The 19440-nt window shown below is 63.1% G+C and carries 16 protein-coding genes; 13 read left to right on the top strand and 3 right to left on the bottom strand.

Translation table 11 applies throughout. From position 1 onward, the window contains the following. Positions 1-13 precede the first annotated feature (13 nt). Entirely contained in the window at positions 14-1054 is a 1041-nt protein-coding gene (locus tag GJ700_RS28580; RefSeq protein ID WP_154380453.1) for an ABC transporter ATP-binding protein, read from the top strand. A 54-nt stretch (positions 1055-1108) separates the two neighbouring features. Then, the gene (locus GJ700_RS28575; protein WP_154380451.1) at positions 1109-2680 is read left to right on the top strand and encodes a methyl-accepting chemotaxis protein; all 1572 of its coding nucleotides are present in this window, start codon (positions 1109-1111) and stop codon (positions 2678-2680) included. An 89-nt stretch (positions 2681-2769) separates the two neighbouring features. Here the strand turns inward: GJ700_RS28575 and GJ700_RS28570 are convergent, their stop codons facing one another. From GJ700_RS28570 to GJ700_RS28560, 3 genes are all read right to left on the bottom strand, one after another. Next, positions 2770-3234: a KGG domain-containing protein gene (locus GJ700_RS28570; protein ID WP_154380449.1), complete on the bottom strand. Its 465-nt coding sequence runs from the start codon at positions 3232-3234 to the stop codon at positions 2770-2772. Between the two features lie 169 nt (positions 3235-3403). Then, the gene (locus GJ700_RS28565; RefSeq protein WP_371868174.1) at positions 3404-3817 is read right to left on the bottom strand and encodes a c-type cytochrome; all 414 of its coding nucleotides are present in this window, start codon (positions 3815-3817) and stop codon (positions 3404-3406) included. 26 nt (positions 3818-3843) lie between these two features. Beyond that, entirely contained in the window at positions 3844-4557 is a 714-nt protein-coding gene (locus GJ700_RS28560) for an alpha/beta fold hydrolase (protein WP_154380447.1), read from the bottom strand. Between the two features lie 261 nt (positions 4558-4818). Between GJ700_RS28560 and GJ700_RS28555 the strand changes: the two genes are divergently transcribed. The 11 genes from GJ700_RS28555 (at position 4819) to GJ700_RS28505 (ending at position 19219) form a co-directional block, all read left to right on the top strand. After that, positions 4819-6093, top strand: a complete 1275-nt coding sequence (locus GJ700_RS28555; protein WP_154380445.1) for a dicarboxylate/amino acid:cation symporter — start codon at positions 4819-4821, stop codon at positions 6091-6093. Between the two features lie 89 nt (positions 6094-6182). After that, positions 6183-7178 (top strand): porin, encoded by a 996-nt coding sequence (locus tag GJ700_RS28550; protein ID WP_154380443.1) that lies wholly within the window; start codon positions 6183-6185, stop codon positions 7176-7178. A gap of 94 nt (positions 7179-7272) precedes the next feature. Further along, positions 7273-9198 (top strand): sensor histidine kinase, encoded by a 1926-nt coding sequence (locus tag GJ700_RS28545; RefSeq protein ID WP_154380441.1) that lies wholly within the window; start codon positions 7273-7275, stop codon positions 9196-9198. Positions 9199-9201: 3 nt separating this feature from the next. After that, a complete protein-coding gene (locus tag GJ700_RS28540) occupies positions 9202-10542 on the top strand; it encodes a sigma-54-dependent transcriptional regulator (RefSeq protein ID WP_154380439.1) in 1341 nt (446 codons plus the stop codon). A 325-nt stretch (positions 10543-10867) separates the two neighbouring features. Beyond that, positions 10868-11653, top strand: coding sequence for a DUF3050 domain-containing protein (locus tag GJ700_RS28535; RefSeq protein WP_154380437.1), 786 nt, complete (start codon positions 10868-10870; stop codon positions 11651-11653). 10 nt (positions 11654-11663) lie between these two features. Next, on the top strand, positions 11664-12020 hold the full coding sequence (locus GJ700_RS28530) for a cupin domain-containing protein (protein WP_154380435.1): 357 nt from the start codon (positions 11664-11666) through the stop codon (positions 12018-12020). A 15-nt stretch (positions 12021-12035) separates the two neighbouring features. Further along, the gene (locus tag GJ700_RS28525) at positions 12036-12959 is read left to right on the top strand and encodes a diiron oxygenase (RefSeq protein WP_154380433.1); all 924 of its coding nucleotides are present in this window, start codon (positions 12036-12038) and stop codon (positions 12957-12959) included. Between the two features lie 10 nt (positions 12960-12969). After that, a complete protein-coding gene (locus GJ700_RS28520) occupies positions 12970-16488 on the top strand; it encodes a non-ribosomal peptide synthetase (RefSeq protein ID WP_154380431.1) in 3519 nt (1172 codons plus the stop codon). Positions 16489-16549: 61 nt separating this feature from the next. Beyond that, positions 16550-17038: an SRPBCC family protein gene (locus GJ700_RS28515; RefSeq protein ID WP_154380429.1), complete on the top strand. Its 489-nt coding sequence runs from the start codon at positions 16550-16552 to the stop codon at positions 17036-17038. Beyond that, positions 16939-18000, top strand: a complete 1062-nt coding sequence (locus GJ700_RS28510) for a DMT family transporter (protein ID WP_154380427.1) — start codon at positions 16939-16941, stop codon at positions 17998-18000. Before GJ700_RS28515 ends, GJ700_RS28510 begins: the two co-directional genes overlap by 100 nt. A 400-nt stretch (positions 18001-18400) precedes the next feature. Then, positions 18401-19219 carry an AraC family transcriptional regulator gene (locus GJ700_RS28505; RefSeq protein ID WP_195764037.1) on the top strand — a complete coding sequence of 273 codons (819 nt, stop codon included), beginning with the start codon at positions 18401-18403 and terminating at the stop codon, positions 19217-19219. Positions 19220-19440: the final 221 nt, after the last annotated feature.

The following is a 19440-nucleotide window of genomic DNA, read 5'->3' as shown; positions in this document are numbered from 1 at the left end:
AGGAGAACACAATATGAAGCCGGGTATCGAATTCAGGAACATCACCAAGGCCTACACCGACAAGGGTGCGCTGGCCGTGAAGGGCATCAGTTTCACGGTGCCGAAAGGAACGCTGACCACCTTGCTGGGCCCGTCGGGCTGCGGCAAGACCACCACGCTGCGCATGATTGCCGGGCTGGAAAGCCCGACCGGCGGCGAGATCTGGATCGACGGCGCCAACGTCACCACGATGTCGGCGGCGGACCGCCACGTCAGCCTGGTCTTCCAGAACTATGCGCTGTTCCCGCACATGCGCATTGTCGACAATGTCGCGTATGGCCTGGTGGTGGCGGGCGTGGGGGCCGCCAGTATCGCGCAACGCGTGGAGGCCGCGTTGACCACCGTGGGCCTGACGGGCTACGGCGGGCGCTGGCCGGGTGAATTGTCCGGCGGCCAGCAACAGCGCGTGGCGCTGGCGCGGGCGCTGGTGCTGGAACCGGCCGTGCTGCTGTTCGACGAACCCTTGTCGAACCTGGACGCGCGGCTGCGGCGCCAGATGCGCGATGAAATCCGCGCGCTGCAGCAGCGCCTGCAACTGACGGTGGCGTACGTGACCCACGACCAGAGCGAGGCGCTGGCGGTGTCGGACCAGATCATCGTGATGCGCGACGGCCTGATCGCCCAGGCCGGCTCGCCGGCCGACCTGTACGAGCGGCCCAACAGCGAATTCGTGGCCGGCTTCATGGGCGAAGCCCTGCTGTTGCCGGGGCGTGTGACGATCGGCGGCGACGTGCGGCTGGGACCATTGAAATGGCGCGCGCCGAAATCCATGCCGGCCGGCGCCGTGAAAGTGGCGGTGCGTCCCGAGGCTTGGCGCGTGGGAGACGCCGGGGAATTCGGCCTGGCCGCGCAAGTGCTCAAGTCGACTTACCTGGGCGGCTTTTACGAATACACGCTGGCCACGGAAATCGGCGAGCTGTTCGTGGTGTGCCCCCACGTCGACCGCCCGCGGCGGCAGCAGGAAGCCGTCAGCCTGGGCATGCACGGACGGGGCATATCGCTGGTGGTCAATTAAACCGGACGGCGCCAGCGAAGCGCCACCGGGAACAAGGGTGAAGAGGAGAACGACATGGCATGTATTTCGAATCTCAACATCGGCGCCCGGCTGGCGCTGGGCTTCGGCCTGGTGCTGCTGTGCGCCGCCGCCTTGCTGGGCATAGGACTCTGGCGCATGGGTGTGCAACAGGCCGATACCGGGCAACTGGTCGGGGCCCGCCTGGCCAGCCTGACCGGCGCGCTGCAAATGCGCCAGGGCGGCGCGGCCATCGCACTGGCGTTGCGCCAACTGGCCGCGCCCACCGATGCCAACGAAAGCGCCGGGGCCGCGCGCAGGCTGGCCGACCTGCTGGCCGGCTACGATAGCGCCGAGCGGGCCCTGCAGGACGTCGTCATCGATGCCGAAGCACTGGCGGCGGCGCGCGCCAGCAAGCAGGCCCTGATGCCGCTGCTGGCCAGGATCCAGTCCATTATTGCAGAAGGCAATTACTTCGACGCGGCGGCCTTGCTCAAGAGCGACTTCACACCGTTGCATGAACGCTGGATGGACCGCCTGGGCTTGCTGGCCGAACGCGAGCAAGCCGCCATGGCCCGCACGCGGGACGCTTCATCTGAACAATACCAGGCGGCGCGGGCCGGCATGCTGGCGGTCGGTTTGCTGGGACTGGTGTTCGGCGCGGCGTGCGCGGCATACATCACGCGCTCGATCACCACGCCGCTGCGGCATGCCGCCCACATTGCCGATGCCATCGCGGCCGGCGACTTGCGCGTGGCGGTTGCCGATGGCGGCCGCGACGAGGCGGGCCAACTGATGCGCGCGCTCAGGCTGATGCAGGGTAACCTCGCGCAAGCGATGGCGCAGATCACCGGCAGCAGTGCGGCGGTGCTGACGGCCGCAGGCGATATCGCGGCGGGCAACAATGACCTTTCCAGCCGCACCGCGCGCCAGGCCGGCGCGCTGCACCAGGCGGCGCAAGCGATGCAACTGCTGGCCGGCACCGTGAATGGCAACGCGAACGATGCGCGCCAGGCCAGCGAGGCCGGCGACGCCGCGCGCGAACGGGCGCTGCGGGGGCAAGCCGTGGCAACCCGGGTGTCGGACACGATGGGGGTGATCAAGGCCGGGTCGGACAAGATCGTCGGTCACGTCGCGGTCATCGATGGCATCGCCTTCCAGACCAACTTGCTGGCCTTGAACGCGGCAGTGGAGGCGGCGCGCGCCGGAGAAACCGGGCGCGGTTTTGCCGTGGTGGCGGGCGAAGTGCGCGCGCTGGCGCAGCGCACGGCCGACGCGGCCAGGGAAATCAAGGGATTGATTGCCGAGTCGGCGGCGCAGATCGACCTGGGCAACAAGCTGGTGGATGAAGCGGCAGTGACGATGGCCGATATTGTCGCCGCCGTGTTGCGGGCGGCCCAGCTGGCGCGGCAAATCTCGGCGGCCAGCCGCGCGCAGGGCGACGGCATCGGCCAGGTCAGCAAGGTATTGGCCGAGCTGGAAGCGATGACACGGCAGAACGCGGCGCTGGTGGTACAGGCGGCCGCCGCGGCGGAAGGTTTGCGGGGCCAGTCGGCAACACTGGTGCGGGCGGTGGCGCGGTTCGAGCCGGGCAGCGGCACGCGGCCACTGCTGCTTGACGCGGGTTAAGCGACAGCGGCGGGGGACAGCAGTCGCGTCTGTGACGCCCATGATGCCCCCGCCCCGGCCGCACATGCGGCCGGTAATGCCGTTACTGCTTACTTGCGGTCGTTCTTGTGGCTTTGACGGCCGGCTTCGGCATGCTGCTCCGGCGTGCCGCCACGGGTACCGCCGGACGAGCCGCTATTGCCGGACGAACCGGAGGAACCGGAAGAGCCTGAAGAACCGGACGAGCCACGGTCCGAACCCGACGAACCACCCGAACCCGACTGGCGGTTGCCATCGTTTTTATGGCTCTGGCTGCCAGCTTCGCGGGCCTCTTCCGACGTGAACTCATGCGCCTTGCCGGAAGCATGCGCAGCACGCCCCCCTTCGGCCGCGATTTCACGCTGGCGTTCCGGATCCATCGATGCGAAACCACGGTTGCTGGTGTCGCCCGACTGCTTGCTGCCGCTGTCCTTGCTGGTGCTGTCCTTGCCGCCTTGTGCACTGCCCTGGTTGCCGCCACGGTTGCCGCGATCGTCATCGTCCTGGTCGCGGCCTTGATTTGGTTGCTTGGTCATAATGTGCTCCTTGATGGTTGGGGTAAGCCTTGTCACATCGGCATTGCCGCCTGGTGGCGGGGCGATGCGTTCAAGGAGTCGTCATGCTAAGCCGTCCGATGGCTCAAGGATGTAGGTGTGCCAGCGTTGTCCATGTAGGACTGGACCACGCAAAAATGGAACACAACCGTTACAGCGTGCGCAGGTACGCGAGCAAATTCGCGATGCGCTGTTCATCGGCGATGCCCCAGAAACGCATCTTGTTATCGGGGACAACCTTTTGCGGCGCCTTCACGAACGCCGCCAGCATCGGCGCCGTCCAAACAATGCCGGAATTCTTCATCGCTGCCGAATAGTTATAGTCGGTTGCCGCCCCGGCGCGGCGGCCGACTATCCCCGTCAATTGCGGACCGAAGCCGCTGCGCGCCGACGGCCCCGCCTGGTGGCACCACTGGCAACGCGCGAACTCGGCCCGGCCGGCTTCGACATTGCCCGCCGGCGCCGTCCTGGCCGATGCGCCTGCCGATGCGCCATCACCGGCCCGCGCCCCCGGGACGGCCGCCAGCGCGGCCAGCAGCAGCACCGTCACACGCAGCCATGTCACCCGCCACCTCATCGCATGCAACGCCATCACCGCCCCTTGTGCAGCGCCGCGATCACGCTGCCCAAGGCCGCGTCAAACCGTTCCGGCTGTTCGGCCAGCAGCGCCCACACGCGGTTGTGCTGGCCGCCTTCCACCACCATCAGTTCACGCTGCCGTGCGCGCCCTGCCGCCGCCACCAGCCGCTCGGGGATTTCCAGCGGAATCACCGCGTCATGCTCGGCGGCGACCACCAGCAGCGCCCCCTCGAAGCGCGCCAGGATGTCCCACGCATCGGTGTCCATCCAGCTGCGCTCGCGCCGGATCACGGCGGAGAATGCCGGACCGAACGGCACCTCGTACGCGTCCGGCGGATACACGCCCGGCACCATCAGCACCAGCGCATCGACCGGATGCGATTGCGTCAGCCGGATCGCGTTGTACGCCCCCATGCTGATGCCGATCAGCGCCAGCGGCTCGTCCATGGCGCGCGCGGCGATCACGGCTTCGGCCTGGCGCGTGCGGCTGGCCACCGACGATTGCGCCAGCAGGCCGCCCGTCTCGCCATGCCCCACGCACTCGAAACAGGTGGTGCCCACGCCGCGCTCCTGCAGCGCATTGCGCAGCAAGTGGTGCATGTGGCGCGTGCTGGCGCCGGCGCCGTGCAGCAGCAAGGTATGGTTGCTGCGCGCACCCGCGTAATGGTCGCCCCGCAATAGGAAGTCGCCGTAGGGTACGCCGAACTGTTCGATCCGTGCCGTCATGGGTGATACCGGGAAGTTAACAAAAGCGCCATTCTAAGGCAGGGCCGTCCCGGCAGTCCAAAGATTCGGACCGCCCGCGCACACCCAGTCCAACCCCTCATACGCGGCATGTGCCGCACGCCCTCCCCATCACAAAAATCCAATTACAAAACAAAGGCTTACGGAAATGTAACGAATCTTTTCAGGCAGGCACGGCGATTGCTATAAGAGGTCAGCCCCGCAGCTTACCCGCTGTGGACCCTGACAACAATGGAGACTGCTATGCAAAAAAAGCGCCCAATCACTGTATATATCCTGTTCGCGATGCTGCTCGGTATCGCGGTCGGATATGCGTGCCACACGATTTTCCCTGACAAGAAAATCGCCGCCACGATTTCCGGTCACATTTCCCTCATCACCGACATCTTCCTGCGCCTGATCAAGATGATCATCGCACTGCTGGTGTTCTCGACCCTGACGGTCGGCATCGCCAACCTGTCGGACGGCAAAGCCGCCGGCCGCATCGGCGCCAAGGCGTTCGCCTGGTTCATGGGCGCGTCGCTGGTATCGCTGACCCTGGGCATGGTCCTGTCCAACCTGTTCCAGCTGGGCACCAACCTGGGCCTGCCGCTGCCTGACGTGACCGCGACGACCGGCCTGAAAACCGCCGCCTTCACGCTGAAGGACTTCGTCTCGCACGTGGTGCCGAAGTCGCCGATCGAAGCCATGGCCAACAATGAGATCCTGCAAGTGCTGGTGTTCTCGATCTTCTTCGGTTCCGCGCTGGGCGCACTGGGCGAGCATGGCAAGCGCCTGCTGGCCGTCATCGATGAACTGTCGCAAGTGATGCTGAACATTACCGGTGCGATCATGAACATGGCGCCGCTGGCCGTCTTCGCCGCCACCGCGTCGGTGGTCACCACCAACGGCCTGGGCATCCTGGCCACGTTCGCCAAATTCATGGGCGGCTTCTACTTCGCGCTGGCCTGCCTGTGGACCCTGCTGATCGCCGCCGGCTTTGCCGTCATCGGCCCGCGCGTGTTCAAGCTGCTGGGCCTGATCCGCGAACCATTCCTGCTGGCCTTCTCCACCGCCAGCTCGGAAGCCGCTTATCCAAAACTGCTGATCGCGCTGGACAAGTTCGGCGTGCAGCGCCGCATTTCCAGCTTCGTCATGCCGATGGGTTATTCGTTCAACCTCGATGGCTCGATGATGTACTGCACCTTCGCCGTGCTGTTCATTGCCCAGGCTTATGGCATCGACCTGTCGATCGGCACCCAGATCACCATGCTGCTGCTGTTGATGCTGACGTCGAAAGGCATCGCCGGCGTGCCGCGCGCATCGCTGGTGGTGATCGCCGCCACGCTGACCCAGTTCAACATCCCGGAAGCAGGCTTGCTGCTGCTGATGGGCGTCGACCAGTTCCTCGACATGGGCCGTTCCGCCACCAACGCGGTCGGCAACGCCATCGCCACGGCAGTCGTCGCGAAATGGGAAGGCGCGCTGGGCGAGCAGGAGAAGGACGCCGGCGAACGCGCTTACCCGCACGCGGCCTGATGCCGCAACGGCCCGCGCTCCGGCATGGCCGGACGCCGGGCCGGTAGAACACACAGAACACCACCTATACCTATACAAAAGGAGTCACCATGAAACACACCGCAACCGCCCTCGCCGTTTTCCTGTCGCTGGGCTGCGGAGCCGTCCAGGCGGAATCGGGCATCAAAGTCTATGGCGTCGCTGACGCGGGCATCGTCGTCGAGCGCGGCGGCCCTGGCGGGACCAACACCTATGTCAGCAGTGGCCTCAATTCCGGCTCGCGCATCGGTTTCAAGGGCACCGAAGACCTGGGCAGCGGCCTGAAGGCCATGTTCGTCATCGAGGGCGGTGTCGGCATCGACACCGGCGCGTCCGGCCAGGGCGGCCTGACGTTCGGCCGCCAGTCGTTCGTCGGCCTGTCGGGCAACTGGGGAACGGTCAGCATCGGCCGCCAGTACTCCGCGTATTACAAGGCCCTGCGTGACGTGGCCGATCCGTTCGAGGACGGCCTGGCAGGCCAGGCGCCCAACATCATGGCCGCGCCGCGCCGCATCGACAACTCCGTCAGCTTCTCGTCCTACCGCTATGCCGGCTGGGCGCTGGACGCCACCTACGGTGCCGGCGAAGTGGCGGCCGACAGCACCCGCAAGCGTTCGCTGAGCGTGGCGGCCAACTACGTGCAAGGTCCGCTGGCCGTCGTACTGGCGCACCACCGCCGCGAGGAAGCCGTGCTGCCCGACCATACGCGCAATTCGCTGGCCACCGTGCGCTACACGGTCGGCGCCTACACGGGCCACCTGGCCTACGCGCAAAACCGCGCCGTCGGCGGTGCGGACAGCAGCGACATCCTGGCCGGCCTGTCCGCGGCATTCGGCCCGCACCGCGTGCTGGGTTCCGTGCTGCAGCACAACGACCGCAGCAAGGCCAATCAGGATGCGCGCCAGTTCGGCGTCGCGTACATGTATGCGCTGTCCAAGCGCACCGACCTGTACACGGCGTATGGCCATATCAACAATGAAAATGGCGCGAGCTTCAAGGTCGGCAACGCCACCGACGATGGCCACACCCCGACCGCGTTCAACCTGGGCATACGCCACCTGTTTTAATTCGCCTTGCGCGGAATAACGGGGTAACCTTCGGAGGCGGCCACTGCGGACATTACGGAGTGGCCGCTTCCCACATCTTTGCTATAGTCATTCGATGCCACCATTGCACGACACCACCACGCTTCCGTCGGCGCTTGCGCCGGGCGTATCGGCCGCGCGCACGCCCCGCCGCCGCTGGCGCGGCGCGCTGGCATGGTGCGTGGTGGCGCTGGTGGGCGCCGCGCTGGCCTGGCTGGCCTACTGGTGGCTGGAAGAACTCAACACGGAGCGGGTGCGCACGGCAGGTGCGCGCCGGCTGGAAACCTATGCGGCCAGCCTGGAAAACCTGCTCGACAAATACGAATTCCTGCCGCGCATGCTGGAACTGGACAAGGACGTGGTGGCGCTGCTGCAGCACCAGGACGATCCGGCCTTGCGCCACACCGTCAACGATTACCTGGAACGCCTGAACCGCCAGGCCGGCACCAGCACGATTTATATCGTCAACCTGCAAGGCCGCACGCAGGCGGCCAGCAACTGGCGCCAGAAAGACAGTTTTGTCGGCGACTATGTCGCGTTCCGCCCGTATTTGCAGGATGCGTTGCGCGGTCGCTCGGGACGCTTCTACGGCGTCGGCACCACCAACCGCGAAGCGGGCTACTTTTTCGCGCAGGGCATTTACCGCGACGGCAAGATGCTGGGCGTGGCGACCGTCAAGGTCAACATCAGCGAGCTGGAAAAAAGCTGGAACACCGGCACCCTGGACAAAGTCATGCTGGCCGACAGCAATGGCGTGATCTTCCTCAGTTCCGCTCCCGCATGGCGCTACCGTACCCTGGGCCCCCTGCCCGCCGCCGTGCGCGCGCACCTGGAACAGACGCGCCAATATCACCAGGAAGCGCTGCCGCCGCTGCGTTTCGATGCCGATGTGCCGCGCGCGGACGGCACGCGCGTGGTGACGATCCGCGATCCCGGCGCGCCGGACCATATGCGGGCGCTGCCGATGCTGGCGCAAACGCGCATGCTGGCGCCGCGCCAGTGGAATTTCATATACCTGTCCGACCTGTCGACCGTGCGCGCCAATTCGCGCATCGGCATGGTGTTCGCCATCCTCGCCTACGGCTTCCTGGTGCTGCTGTTCCTGTTCTTCAGGCAGCGGCGACGCGCACTGCGCCAGCGCATGCAGGCGCGCGAAGACTTGCTGTCGGCCTATAACAGCCTGGAAGCCATGGTGGCGGAGCGTACGTCGCGGCTGGAAAAGATCACGCAAAGCCTGTCCGAGGAAATCGAAGTGCGGCGCCAGGCGGAACAGCAATTGCACCGCACGCAAAGCGAATTGTTCCACGCCGGAAAAATGGCCGTGCTGGGGCAAATGTCGGCCAGCATCACGCATGAATTGAACCAGCCGCTGACGGCGTTGCGCACCATGTCCGACAATGCCGTGCTGCTGTTCGAGCGCGGCCGGGTCGACGACGCCCGCAACAACCTGAAAAATATTTCGCAGATCGTGGCCCGCATGGGCACCATCACGGGCAAACTGAAGACGTTCGCCCGCAAATCCAACGACGCGCTGGTGGCGGTATCGATCGAAACGGCCATCTCCAACACGCTGGTGCTGATCGAGCGCCGCCTGTCGCTGGAAAAGGTGACGTTCCAGCTGCGCATCGCGGAACCGGAACTGTACGCACTGTGCGACAGCAACCGGCTGGAACAGGTATTACTGAACCTGATGACCAATGCGCTCGATTCGATGGCGTCCTGCGGCGAAAAGGTGCTGAGCCTGAGCGCCGGCTTGTCCGACGCTGCCGGCGAATGGCTGGAAATCCGGGTGGCCGATACGGGACCCGGCCTGTCGGAAGAAGCGCGCGCCCGGCTGTTCGAACCGTTTTACACGACCAAGCCGCAGGGACAGGGACTGGGCCTGGGCCTGGCGATCTCGGCGCAGATCGTGCAGGACTTTGGCGGTACATTAAGTGCGGAGCAGACCGGCGCCGGTGCATGTTTCGTCATCAAATTAAAAACGGCGCCGCTGGAGATATAGAACATGATGGACAGCATTTACGACATTGAAATCCTGCTGGTCGAAGACGACCCGACCGTGCGCGCCGGCAGCGCGCAGGCGCTGGACCTGGCGGGCTTTAACGTGCGCGAATTCGTCGAGGCGGAAAAAGCGCTGGCGCAACTGGAAGCGCACAGCCCGTTCGTGCTGGTCACGGACGTGCGCCTGCCCGGCATGAGCGGCCTGGATTTGCTGCTGGCCGCGCGCAAGATCGATCCCGACATGCCCGTCATCGTCGTCACGGGCCACGGCGATATCGCAATGGCCGTGCAGGCCATGCACGACGGCGCCTACGATTTCATAGAAAAGCCCTATTCGTCCGAACAACTGGCCGACGTGGTGCGGCGCGCGGCCGACAAGCGCGCGCTGCAACTGGAAGTGCACAACCTGCGCCAGCGGCTGACCGCCAACCAGGGCATTGCCGCCACCCTGCTGGGCAATGCGCCGGCCATGGCGGAATTGCGCCGCCTGATCGACAGCGTGGCCAGCCAGCCGGCCGACGTGCTGATTTACGGCGAAACCGGCACCGGCAAGGAACTGGTGGCGCGCTGCCTGCACCAGTTCAGCCAGCGCGCCGCCAGCCCGTACGTGGCGATCAATTGCGGCGCCGTGCCGGAAACCATCTTTGAAAGCGAATTGTTCGGCCACGAAGCGGGTTCGTTCACGGGCGCCGCCAAGCGCCAGGTGGGCAAGATCGAACATGCCGATGGCGGCACCCTGTTCCTCGACGAAATCGAAAGCTTGCCGCTGACCTTGCAGGTGAAATTGCTGCGCGTGCTGCAGGAACGCTATATCGAGCGCCTGGGATCGAACTCGCCGGTGCCGGTCAATGTGCGCGTGGTGGCCGCATCGAAAGTGGATTTGAAAGAGTTTTCCGACCAGGGCAAATTCCGCAGCGACCTGTATTACCGCCTGAACCTGATCGTGCTGCGCATCCCGCCGCTGCGCGAGCGGCGCGAAGATATCCCGCTGCTGTTCCAGCACTTCCTGATGGATGCGTGTTCGCGCTACAACCGCGACATGCCGCCGGTCCCGGCCGCCCACATGCAGGCGCTGATGGCGCACCACTGGCCGGGCAATGTGCGCGAACTGCGCAACGCGGCCGACCGCTTCGCGCTGGGAATGGGCGCAGGCCCCACCGGCGCGATTGCCGAACCGGCGCCGCTGGCCGACCAGGTGGCGGCATTCGAACGCGCGCTGATCGAACTGGAATTGCGCAACGCGGGCGGCAGCGTGGCCGATGCGTGCACGGCGCTGTCGGTGCCGAAACAGACGCTGTATCACAAGATGCAAAAGTACGGCCTGGCCGCCGACGATTACCGCTAAAACCCGCTGCCTCCACCGCGTGGCGTCCACCGGATGCCGCGCGCGCCATTCCTCCTTTCCGCGCTGCATATTATCTCCTTGCGGGAGATAATATTTCCCTTCATTAATTTCTTTAAGCATATTCGGCATGCAACCGGCTGATTTGGCACATTAAAGAAGTTATTTGTCACCTTTTCGCATTTCATCCCCTCCGCCATTCCGGCATGATTTCGCCTGCGCCGCCGGGACACTATTCTGGTGTGGCGATTAAACCGGGAAAATATGTAAGCCATCTTTTCCCGGTTTATTACCGGACTCCTCCCATTCACTGACACCGAGATCACACATGAGTAAAGTTACGGCATTACGCAGCACGCTAACCAAAAAACACAACACACTGACCCAGCACCCGGTATTCAGCGCAGTGCGCAGCATCGATGATTTACGCCTATTTATGGAGTGGCATGTCTTCGCGGTCTGGGATTTTATGTCGCTTGTCAAACGCCTGCAAAATGACTTGACCGTCACGACCCTGCCATGGGTACCGCCTGAAAATCCGCTGGCGGCCCGCCTGATTAATGAAATTGTTCTCGGTGAAGAATCCGATGAAACGCCACAGGGCGCCGTCAGCCATTTTGACTTATACATCAGCGCCATGCGTGAAGTTGGCGCATCGACTGATCAAATTGAAACCTTTGTTTCCCTGATTCGCGCAGGTATTCCTGTCGCCAGTGCGCTGGCCAGCGTCAAAGCGCCCAAGCCTGTCGAGCAATTCGTGACGGCCACCATGGATGCGTGTTTGAAGGGGAAAGTGCACGATGTGCTCGGCAATTTCTTTTATGGCCGTGAAAACGTCATTCCGGACATGTTCCGCACGCTGTTGAGCCAATGGCAGATCGCTGACAAAGAGGTTGCCACGCTGGTGTTTTACCTGGAGCGCCATATCGAAGTGGATTCCGGCGACCATGGCCCCGCTGCGGAAAAAATCATTGGACAGCTCTGCCATGGCGACCAGTCGAAACTGGAAGCCGTGCTCTCTTCCGGCATTGCCGCAATCGAACAGCGCCAGGCGCTATGGGACGGACTGCTGCAGCAGATGGAGCAGGTCCAGGCTGCATACGCTGCCGATTGAGGGGAACGCCATGGAAATCATTCATCGCATCGAGCAGGCGGAATGGCACCGGCCAGCCGGATTCGATCCCGGCATTGACCAGTTCATTGTGGCCGATACGCTGGATCAGGAGCGCAAAACCGGCATGCGCACCCGCTTCGTGCGGTTTGCGCCGGGCGCCGCCACCAAGGTTCCCTTTATTCACGACTACGACGAAGAAGTCTATCTGGTCGAAGGCGATCAAAACCTGCTTGATAAAAACTTACTGCAAGAAATAAAACAGTATCAGCAAGGCGCCTATTTTGTCCGTCCGGCCGGCACTTACCACGGCCCTTTTTCCAGCACGGACGGTTGCCTGTTACTTGAAATCCACTCCTATCCAGCCTGACCGGACATACCCATAATGATACAACATCAATATGAGAGCCATTCACCGATCTGGGAATCGCGCGCGACAATAAGGTCGCGGCCGCGGCGCCAGATTGAGGATGATGCCCTCCAATATTACCCCATTGAGCGCCAGCCCTTATGCCTTCACCCATTGATTGTTGAACTGGGCAGCGAGGTGGAGAAATACATCCTGATTCAAAGCCTGTACAAATATATCAACGACATCATTATATTTGAGACGGAAATTGTCAATCGCACGGCGCGCAGCATCGCCAAGGGTTTATTTTTATTTGATTTCCCCTTTGCCTGCCGCTATGACGCCATGTCCGTGGTCATCGATGAAGATTATCACGCGTATGTGGCAATGGATTATTTAAACCAGGTACAGACCCAAACCGGCATTTCCCCTATCGTCATGCCGGCGGAAATCGAATTGTCGCGCGCCATTCCCCGTACCCTGGCGACCCTGGAAGAAAAATACCGCGATGGCATGGAGTTGCTGGCGGTAGCCATCTCGGAAAATACCATTACTGCCGACGTTGCGGCATTTTCCCGCAATCTCACCATCAAGCGCTCCGTCAAAGGCATGATGGCGGACCATTTGGCTGATGAAGGCCGGCATTCGTCATTTTGGATCAAGCTCGTCAAAATATACTGGTCGAATATCGATGAAGCTACCCGTCTGGCAATCGGCGCGGCACTGCCATATTTCCTGCAGCAATATCTGACCAATGACATCCAGGCGGAATTCGACCGGCGGCTGGTGATGGCCATTGCCATGCCCGAAAGCTCCCGGCGCGATGTGATGGCGGACATGGTGAGTTCGTACCCGATCACCAAACAGCACCCGATGATGGTCAACATATTCAACTTCTTCAAGGCCAGCGGCTTGCTGGACCACGGGCCCACGCGCCGCAGCCTTGACGTGTTTATTTGACAGGCGCCCCATGAAATCTCTTACTTTCGGCATTTCCGGGACGGATGGATTGGCAATCAAGGTCATGGTTGCCCTGTTCGAACTGGGACATGACGTCCTGACATTGCCCGGCAGCGGCGAGCAATTCCTTGAAATTGCCTCCAGCCTGGGCATCCCCGCAGCGCCACGCCTCGCACCGGCGCTGGACGCGGTCTTCCCGCTGGCCGCACACGACGCTGCCGCAGCCACGCACACCGCTGGGCCCATGGCAATCCGGTTCGGCATGGCCACGCACTCTGTTGACGGATACTGCGGCGAGCTGGCCTGGACCATGGGACCGCCGGGCAATGCGCAAACGCTGTGCGGCGGCGACTTCGACTTCAATACGCTCTCCAGCGGCGCAGACGTTGCCGCCGCCGTCGCGGAACTGGCGCTCGGCCTGCTGGTCGAAGCCGTGAATTACGCGGCGCGGCACAACGGCGCGTGGCCGAAACCGGCGCAGCGCGCCGTGGCGGCGCAGGCCACGTCGCTGGCCCTGCTGGAAAGCCTGGCCTTCCGCCACCGTTCCAACCAGCCCGCGCTGCCGGATGCGCCGCAAGGTTCGCTGTTCGCCCAGTTCGCCGCCAGCGCGGCCCGCTATCCCGGCCACACGGCGCTGGTCGCTCCCGACGGCACGCTGACCTATGACGACTTGTTCCACTATGCCGCCGCGATTGCCGTCGACCTGGAACGGCAGGGCCTCGCGCCGCACGGGGATGGCGACGTGGTGATCGGTGTCGCCATGCCGAAATCCACCCGCCTGTATGCCACCATCCTGGCGATCCTGGGCATGGGAGCCGCCTACGTGCCGCTCGATCCCGCCTATCCGCTGGCGCGGCTGACGGCCATTGCGGAAGACGCGGGCCTGCAGCTGGTGCTGACCGATGCCAGCCATGCCGCCACCTTTGAGCAAATAGGCCTGCGAACCGTGCAAGTTCCGTCCTTCCAGCATGGCCAGTGCCGGACGCGGTCCGTCCCGCCGGCATGGGCGCTTGGCGAAGCGCGCTATCAGCCGCACCGCCTGGCCACGCTGATCTACACCTCGGGGTCGACCGGACGCCCCAAGGGCGCCATGCTGGAGCAGCGTAATCTCACCGCGTTTTGCCACTGGTACCGGCACTACGTCAGCCTGGCGCCGACGTCCCGGGCACTGCAGTTTTCCACGATTTCTTTCGACGCGTCCATTCTCGACATGCTTCCGGTCTTGCTGGCCGGCGGCTGCCTGGTGGCGCCGTCCGAGCAGCAGCGCCATGACTTCGGCGCGCTCGACCAGCTGGTCCGGTCCCAGGCAATTACCCACGCATTCCTGCCTCCAGCGCTGCTGGCCAGCCTGCCGGATTATGCGTGGCCGACGCTGGAACACCTGGTGACAGGCGGCGACGTATGCGATCCGGACACCATCGAGCGCTGGCGCGGCGGCCGCCAGTTCCACAATATTTACGGCCCAACCGAATGCACGGTACTGGCCACCACGTCCAACTTTGCCATCGACAGCGACAACAAGAACATCGGCGTGCCGATCGCCGGCGCGCACGTGTATGTGCTGGACGATAACCAGAAACCCGTCAAGAGCGGCGAGCCAGGCGAATTGTTCATCGGCGGCGCCGGCGTGGGGCGCGGCTATTACGGCCAGCCCGCCATGACAGCCGAACGTTTCCTGGACGACCCCATGGCGCCCGGCAGCAAGATGTACCGCACCGGCGACATCGTGAAACGGCGCGCGGACGGCGGCCTGCAGTTTATCGGCCGCCGCGATTGCCAGGTCAAGATCCGCGGCTTCCGCGTGGAACTGGGCGAAATCGAAAATACGCTGCTGGCTTGCGGCATGTACAAGCATTGCGCCGTCGTCGTCGATGAGCGCAAACGCATCCTTGCCTTTGTCGCCAGGCCCACGACCGCAACGTCCGGCGTCGCCGAACTCAAAGCCGCGCTGCGCCAGCGCCTGCCCGACTACATGGTGCCATCCCACGTGATTGCCGTGCCGTCGCTGCCGGCCACCGACAATGGCAAGATCGACCGCCGCGCCCTGCTGTCCATGCCAATTCCCGCCACGCACAGCGCTGCTGGCGAAGTGCTGAACGAGACGGAGTCCCGCCTGCGCAGTATCTGGGCCACCGTGCTGTCGCTGAATGAAACGGAGATCGGCAAGAGCGATTCCTTCTTTGATCTTGGCGGCCACTCGCTGCTGGTGTCGCGCATGCTGCTGGCGATCAAGAAGGCGTGGGCCGTCAGCACCCCGCTGGCGCGCTTCATGGAGCAGCCCACCATCGCATCGCTGGCCCTGCTGCTGACGGATGACACCATCCGCAAAGGCGACCGCATTTCCGGGCAAGTGTATGCCGACATGGTGTTGCCGGAAACCGTGCGTCCTCTGCCTGGTGCCCAACCTGCCCTGCGCGCGCCCCGCGCCGTGCTGCTCACGGGCGCCAACGGATTCCTCGGCGTGTTCCTGCTGCAGCAAATCCTGCAACAGACCGATGCCATCGTCTATTGCCTGGTCCGCGCCGCCACGGTGGAACAAGGCAGCAGCAAACTGGACGCGGCGCTGGCCGCCAACGGCTTGCCGGGCCTGGCCGGCCATGCGCGCATCCGCATCGTCACAGGCGACCTGGAACAGGCGGACCTGGGCCTGGCGCCGCACCAGTTCACCGACCTGGCCGCGCGCATCGATGCGATTTACCACAACGGCGCCAGCGTCAACCACGTGTATGACTACCGCCACCTGGCGGCCGCCAATGTCCACGCCACGCTGGCGCTTCTGCGGCTGGCCACCACGGGGAAAAACAAGGCCATGCATTACGTTTCCACACTGTCCGCCGCCAGCAATGTCGATGCTGCCGGCCGTATTGTCGAAGACGGGCCATCCAGGACCCCGCCGGCGTTTGTCAACAATGGCTACAACCTGACCAAGTGGGTATCCGAACACCTGGTCTGGCAAGCCATCGGCCGCGGAGTCGCGGGAACCATCATCCGCCCTGGCAATATCAGCGGCCACACGCAATCGGGCCTGTGCCAGCCAGACCAGAACCGCATCATGCTGCTCATCAAAGGCTCGATCCAGCTGGGCTGCGCGCCCGCGTGGGAAAGCGGTTTCGACCTGTGTCCCGTCGACTTCCTGGCCGAAGCCGCAGTGCGCTGCACCCTGGCGCAACCGCCTGCCACCCCGGTCCTGCATTTCCACAATCCCAAGCCGCTGCGCTGGGTAGATTACCTGCGCCACTGGCAGGAGCGCGGCTATGCGCTGGAACTGGTGGCCCCGGACGAATGGCGCCGCCGCATCGTCGACGTCGACGAGTCGAACGCGCTGTACAACGTGCTGTCGTTTTACCTGGACGACGACAACGAAGACATCGGCGACATGTCCCATATCGACCATGCGCGCACTGCGGCGGCCCTGGCGCAGGTTGGCATGGCCTTCCCCGATAAGGACGCCGCGCTGATCGAAGCGAACATGCGCTACCTGCTCGAGTGCGGCTTCATGCCCGCCTTGCCGGCCGAGGCGCTGGACTGATCCCGCTGCACCTTTCCCTCTGAACTCCATCACGACGTAACACTACATAAAGGAATACACCATGCTGCAAAAAACCGCACAACTCACCGCTGCCCCAGACACGCTGGTCCGCAACCCTTGCACGCCTGTTTTGTCCGGCTCGACGGAATTGCCAGTGGCTGCGCGCCAGGCCTGGGCCGTCGTGGGTGACTTTTCCGGCTTTTCAAAGTTCATCACCGGTCTGGAACGCACGGAAATGACGGGCGAAGGCATCCGCAGCGTCCGCAAGAAGTTCTTCGCCGACGGCAACGTCGTACTGGAACAATTGAATTCCCATGACGATGCCCGCATGGTGATGACGTGGAGCCTGCTGTACACCACCTTCAATATCGGCAACCTGTGGGCCGCCATGCGCGTGGAAGAGCTGGGCGCCAGCCGCTGCAAGGTTACGTGGGACATCGTGGGTGAACCATGGACCGGCGGTCCGGAAGCACAGCCCGCCTTCAATGCATTCGTTGCCGGATTCCTGGAGATGGCGATGAGCAACCTGCGCACCGTGTTCCAACAGTAAATTCCGCTCCTGCCGCGGCTACCGGCCGCGGCAGGACGGACTCCGTGCCGAACGACTTTCCTACTTCCCCCATGACTCCCTTTTCCTTATTCCTGGTGATCCTGGTTCCCTTTATCTGGGGAATGCAGGCTGTAATGCTCAAGATCGGTTTGCATCAGTTTCCGCCGATCTTTATGGTCGGTATGCGCTTCGTCATGATGAGCGTGATATTGCTGCCATTCCTGCGCGGCATCCGCGGTAAAACCGGACCCGCGCTGATGGTCAGCCTGACGCAGGGCGTCGCCCACTTTGCGCTGCTGTACATTGGTTTCCGCTATGTCGACGTGTCCACCGGCATCATCGCCTACCAGACCAACGCGATTTTCACGGTGATCCTGGGCGCCATCCTGCTGCGGGAACAAATCACCAGGCTGGGCATGCTGGGGATCTTTGTGGCGTTTGCCGGCGTATCGCTGATCGTGGGCGAGCCCAAATCCAGCGGCAGCGCCGCTTCCCTGTTCATCATTATTGGTTCCGCGTTCATGTTTGCTGTCGGCAATATCGTGGCGCGCCGTTTCGGTCCCATGAAACCTGCCGCCCTCAATGCCGTCGTATCGCTGGCCGCCGGCCCGTCGCTGCTGCTGATTTCACTGATGTTTGAACACGGCCAGTGGGAAGCCGTACAGCATGCCGACTGGGTCGGCTGGAGCGCATTGATGTATACAGTCCTGGCGGGCGGTATTGCCGGTTTTGGCATCTGGTATTGGCTGTTGAACCGCTATCCCGTTGATAAGATTGCGCCTTTTGGCTTGCTGATGCCTTTCTTCGCCATGCTGGGCAGCGTATTCCTGTTACAAGAACATATCACTGTCATGAACATCATCGGCGCCGTGCTGACCGTGCTGGGCGTCGCGATTGCCCAGTTTGGCAAAACGCTGGCAGGCTGGTTCACCCGGTCCGCCGTGCTGGCCAAAGCCAACTGATTGCGCACTCTCCAAGGCCGCTGCATCAGCGGCCTTTTAACTTTTAATTTGGTTGTTACTTCCGCCTTTTTCTGCCAACGTGCAGACATTTGACAACAGTGGCATTCACCCTTACACTGAAATAATTATCAATTAATAAACATTGATAATACAACCCGCATCACGGGATTTCAGGACACCACGCCAGCTCAACCAGCTGCCAACGTCGTGCAGCGCTGATGCGCCCACGGCTATTCCTGTCGCCGTTCATCCGACGGCCATTCTTACAACCAACATCCCGGCGCATGCCTGCCTGCGCAGCGCCATTTGCCGCCCCCCGACTCTGACCGGGCCGGCAAATGAATGGATGCATATAAGGATGCATATGCCACACACGTCACATTCGGAACCTACATTTGCCTTGGCGGACAGCCAACCCTGCTGGGGCAACGCCCCCCATTACCAGGAAGCGGAAGCACAGGTCACGGTCCTGTCGGCGGACTTGAGCGCCGATTTCGTCTCACCGGTACATGACCACGCCCGTGGCCAGCTTATTTATGCGCCCAAAGGCATCATAATGGCCAACGTGGACGGCAAATCATGGGTCCTGTCGCCCACGCGGGCGGCCTGGGTCACGCCCAGTGCGCCCCACTCCATTGCCTGCCTGACCCACAGCCATATTTCAACGCTGTACGTCGACAGTGCGCTGTGCGAACGCTTGCCGCAAGATTCCTGCCTGATGTCGATCACGCCGCTGTTCAAGGAAATGGTACGCAAACTGTCGAGCTTTCCCGACCACTTCGATCCGGATTCCGCCAAAGCCCGGCTGATTCCCAGCGTGATCGATGAATTGCAGGCCCTGCCCCTGCAGCCGCTGGTGCTGACCATGCCGACCGACCGCCGCCTGCGGCGCATGTGCGAACGCCTGCAGCGCAGCCCTGCCTATGATGCGCCGATCCACGTACTGGCTAAGGAAGCGGGACTGAGTTCACGCCACCTGATGCGCCTGTTCCATATTGAGACCGGCATGCAGTTCGGCACCTGGCGCCAGCAAATGCGGCTGATGGCATCGCTGCCGTTTCTCGCTGATGGCGTGCCTGTCATGCGCGCCTCGCAGAACGTCGGCTACAACAGCGTGGCAGCTTTTTCGACTGCCTTTAAACGTACTTTTGGCACGTCGCCCAGCCAGTACTTCTTGCCTGACAGCGCGGAATGTGCGGCGCCACTTTCGCGCAAGTGACATCTCTTGCGGCGAAGTGACGAAATGGCCGCGCGCCGTTGACACGCCGTGGCAGCCACTTATAGGATCATTTCATACAGTCACACAGCACAGACGCTCATCCATGTCCCGCTTGTCGTTCCACATCGCACATCGCGCGCTACCCGGCGCGCTATCCCGCCCGCTAGCCAGCGCTGGCTGAAATGCGGATGCCCGGCCTGAAGGCCGGGCGCCCATGTTGC

This window comes from Pseudoduganella rivuli (assembly GCF_009674485.1).
GTDB classification, from domain to species: Bacteria; Pseudomonadota; Gammaproteobacteria; order Burkholderiales; family Burkholderiaceae_D; genus Rugamonas; species Rugamonas rivuli_B.
This window is presented reverse-complemented; position numbering and strand designations above follow the sequence as displayed.

Coding starts and splice junctions, on each gene's coding strand:
- GJ700_RS28540 (WP_154380439.1), top strand. CDS start 9,202: ATGATGGACAGCATTTACGACATTGAAATCCTGCTGGTCGAAGACGAC.
- GJ700_RS28535 (WP_154380437.1), top strand. CDS start 10,868: ATGAGTAAAGTTACGGCATTACGCAGCACGCTAACCAAAAAACACAAC.
- GJ700_RS28555 (WP_154380445.1), top strand. CDS start 4,819: ATGCAAAAAAAGCGCCCAATCACTGTATATATCCTGTTCGCGATGCTG.
- GJ700_RS28515 (WP_154380429.1), top strand. CDS start 16,550: ATGCTGCAAAAAACCGCACAACTCACCGCTGCCCCAGACACGCTGGTC.
- GJ700_RS28550 (WP_154380443.1), top strand. CDS start 6,183: ATGAAACACACCGCAACCGCCCTCGCCGTTTTCCTGTCGCTGGGCTGC.
- GJ700_RS28560 (WP_154380447.1), bottom strand. CDS start 4,557: ATGACGGCACGGATCGAACAGTTCGGCGTACCCTACGGCGACTTCCTA.
- GJ700_RS28520 (WP_154380431.1), top strand. CDS start 12,970: ATGAAATCTCTTACTTTCGGCATTTCCGGGACGGATGGATTGGCAATC.
- GJ700_RS28580 (WP_154380453.1), top strand. CDS start 14: ATGAAGCCGGGTATCGAATTCAGGAACATCACCAAGGCCTACACCGAC.
- GJ700_RS28575 (WP_154380451.1), top strand. CDS start 1,109: ATGGCATGTATTTCGAATCTCAACATCGGCGCCCGGCTGGCGCTGGGC.
- GJ700_RS28545 (WP_154380441.1), top strand. CDS start 7,273: ATGCCACCATTGCACGACACCACCACGCTTCCGTCGGCGCTTGCGCCG.
- GJ700_RS28570 (WP_154380449.1), bottom strand. CDS start 3,234: ATGACCAAGCAACCAAATCAAGGCCGCGACCAGGACGATGACGATCGC.
- GJ700_RS28530 (WP_154380435.1), top strand. CDS start 11,664: ATGGAAATCATTCATCGCATCGAGCAGGCGGAATGGCACCGGCCAGCC.
- GJ700_RS28525 (WP_154380433.1), top strand. CDS start 12,036: ATGATACAACATCAATATGAGAGCCATTCACCGATCTGGGAATCGCGC.
- GJ700_RS28510 (WP_154380427.1), top strand. CDS start 16,939: ATGGACCGGCGGTCCGGAAGCACAGCCCGCCTTCAATGCATTCGTTGC.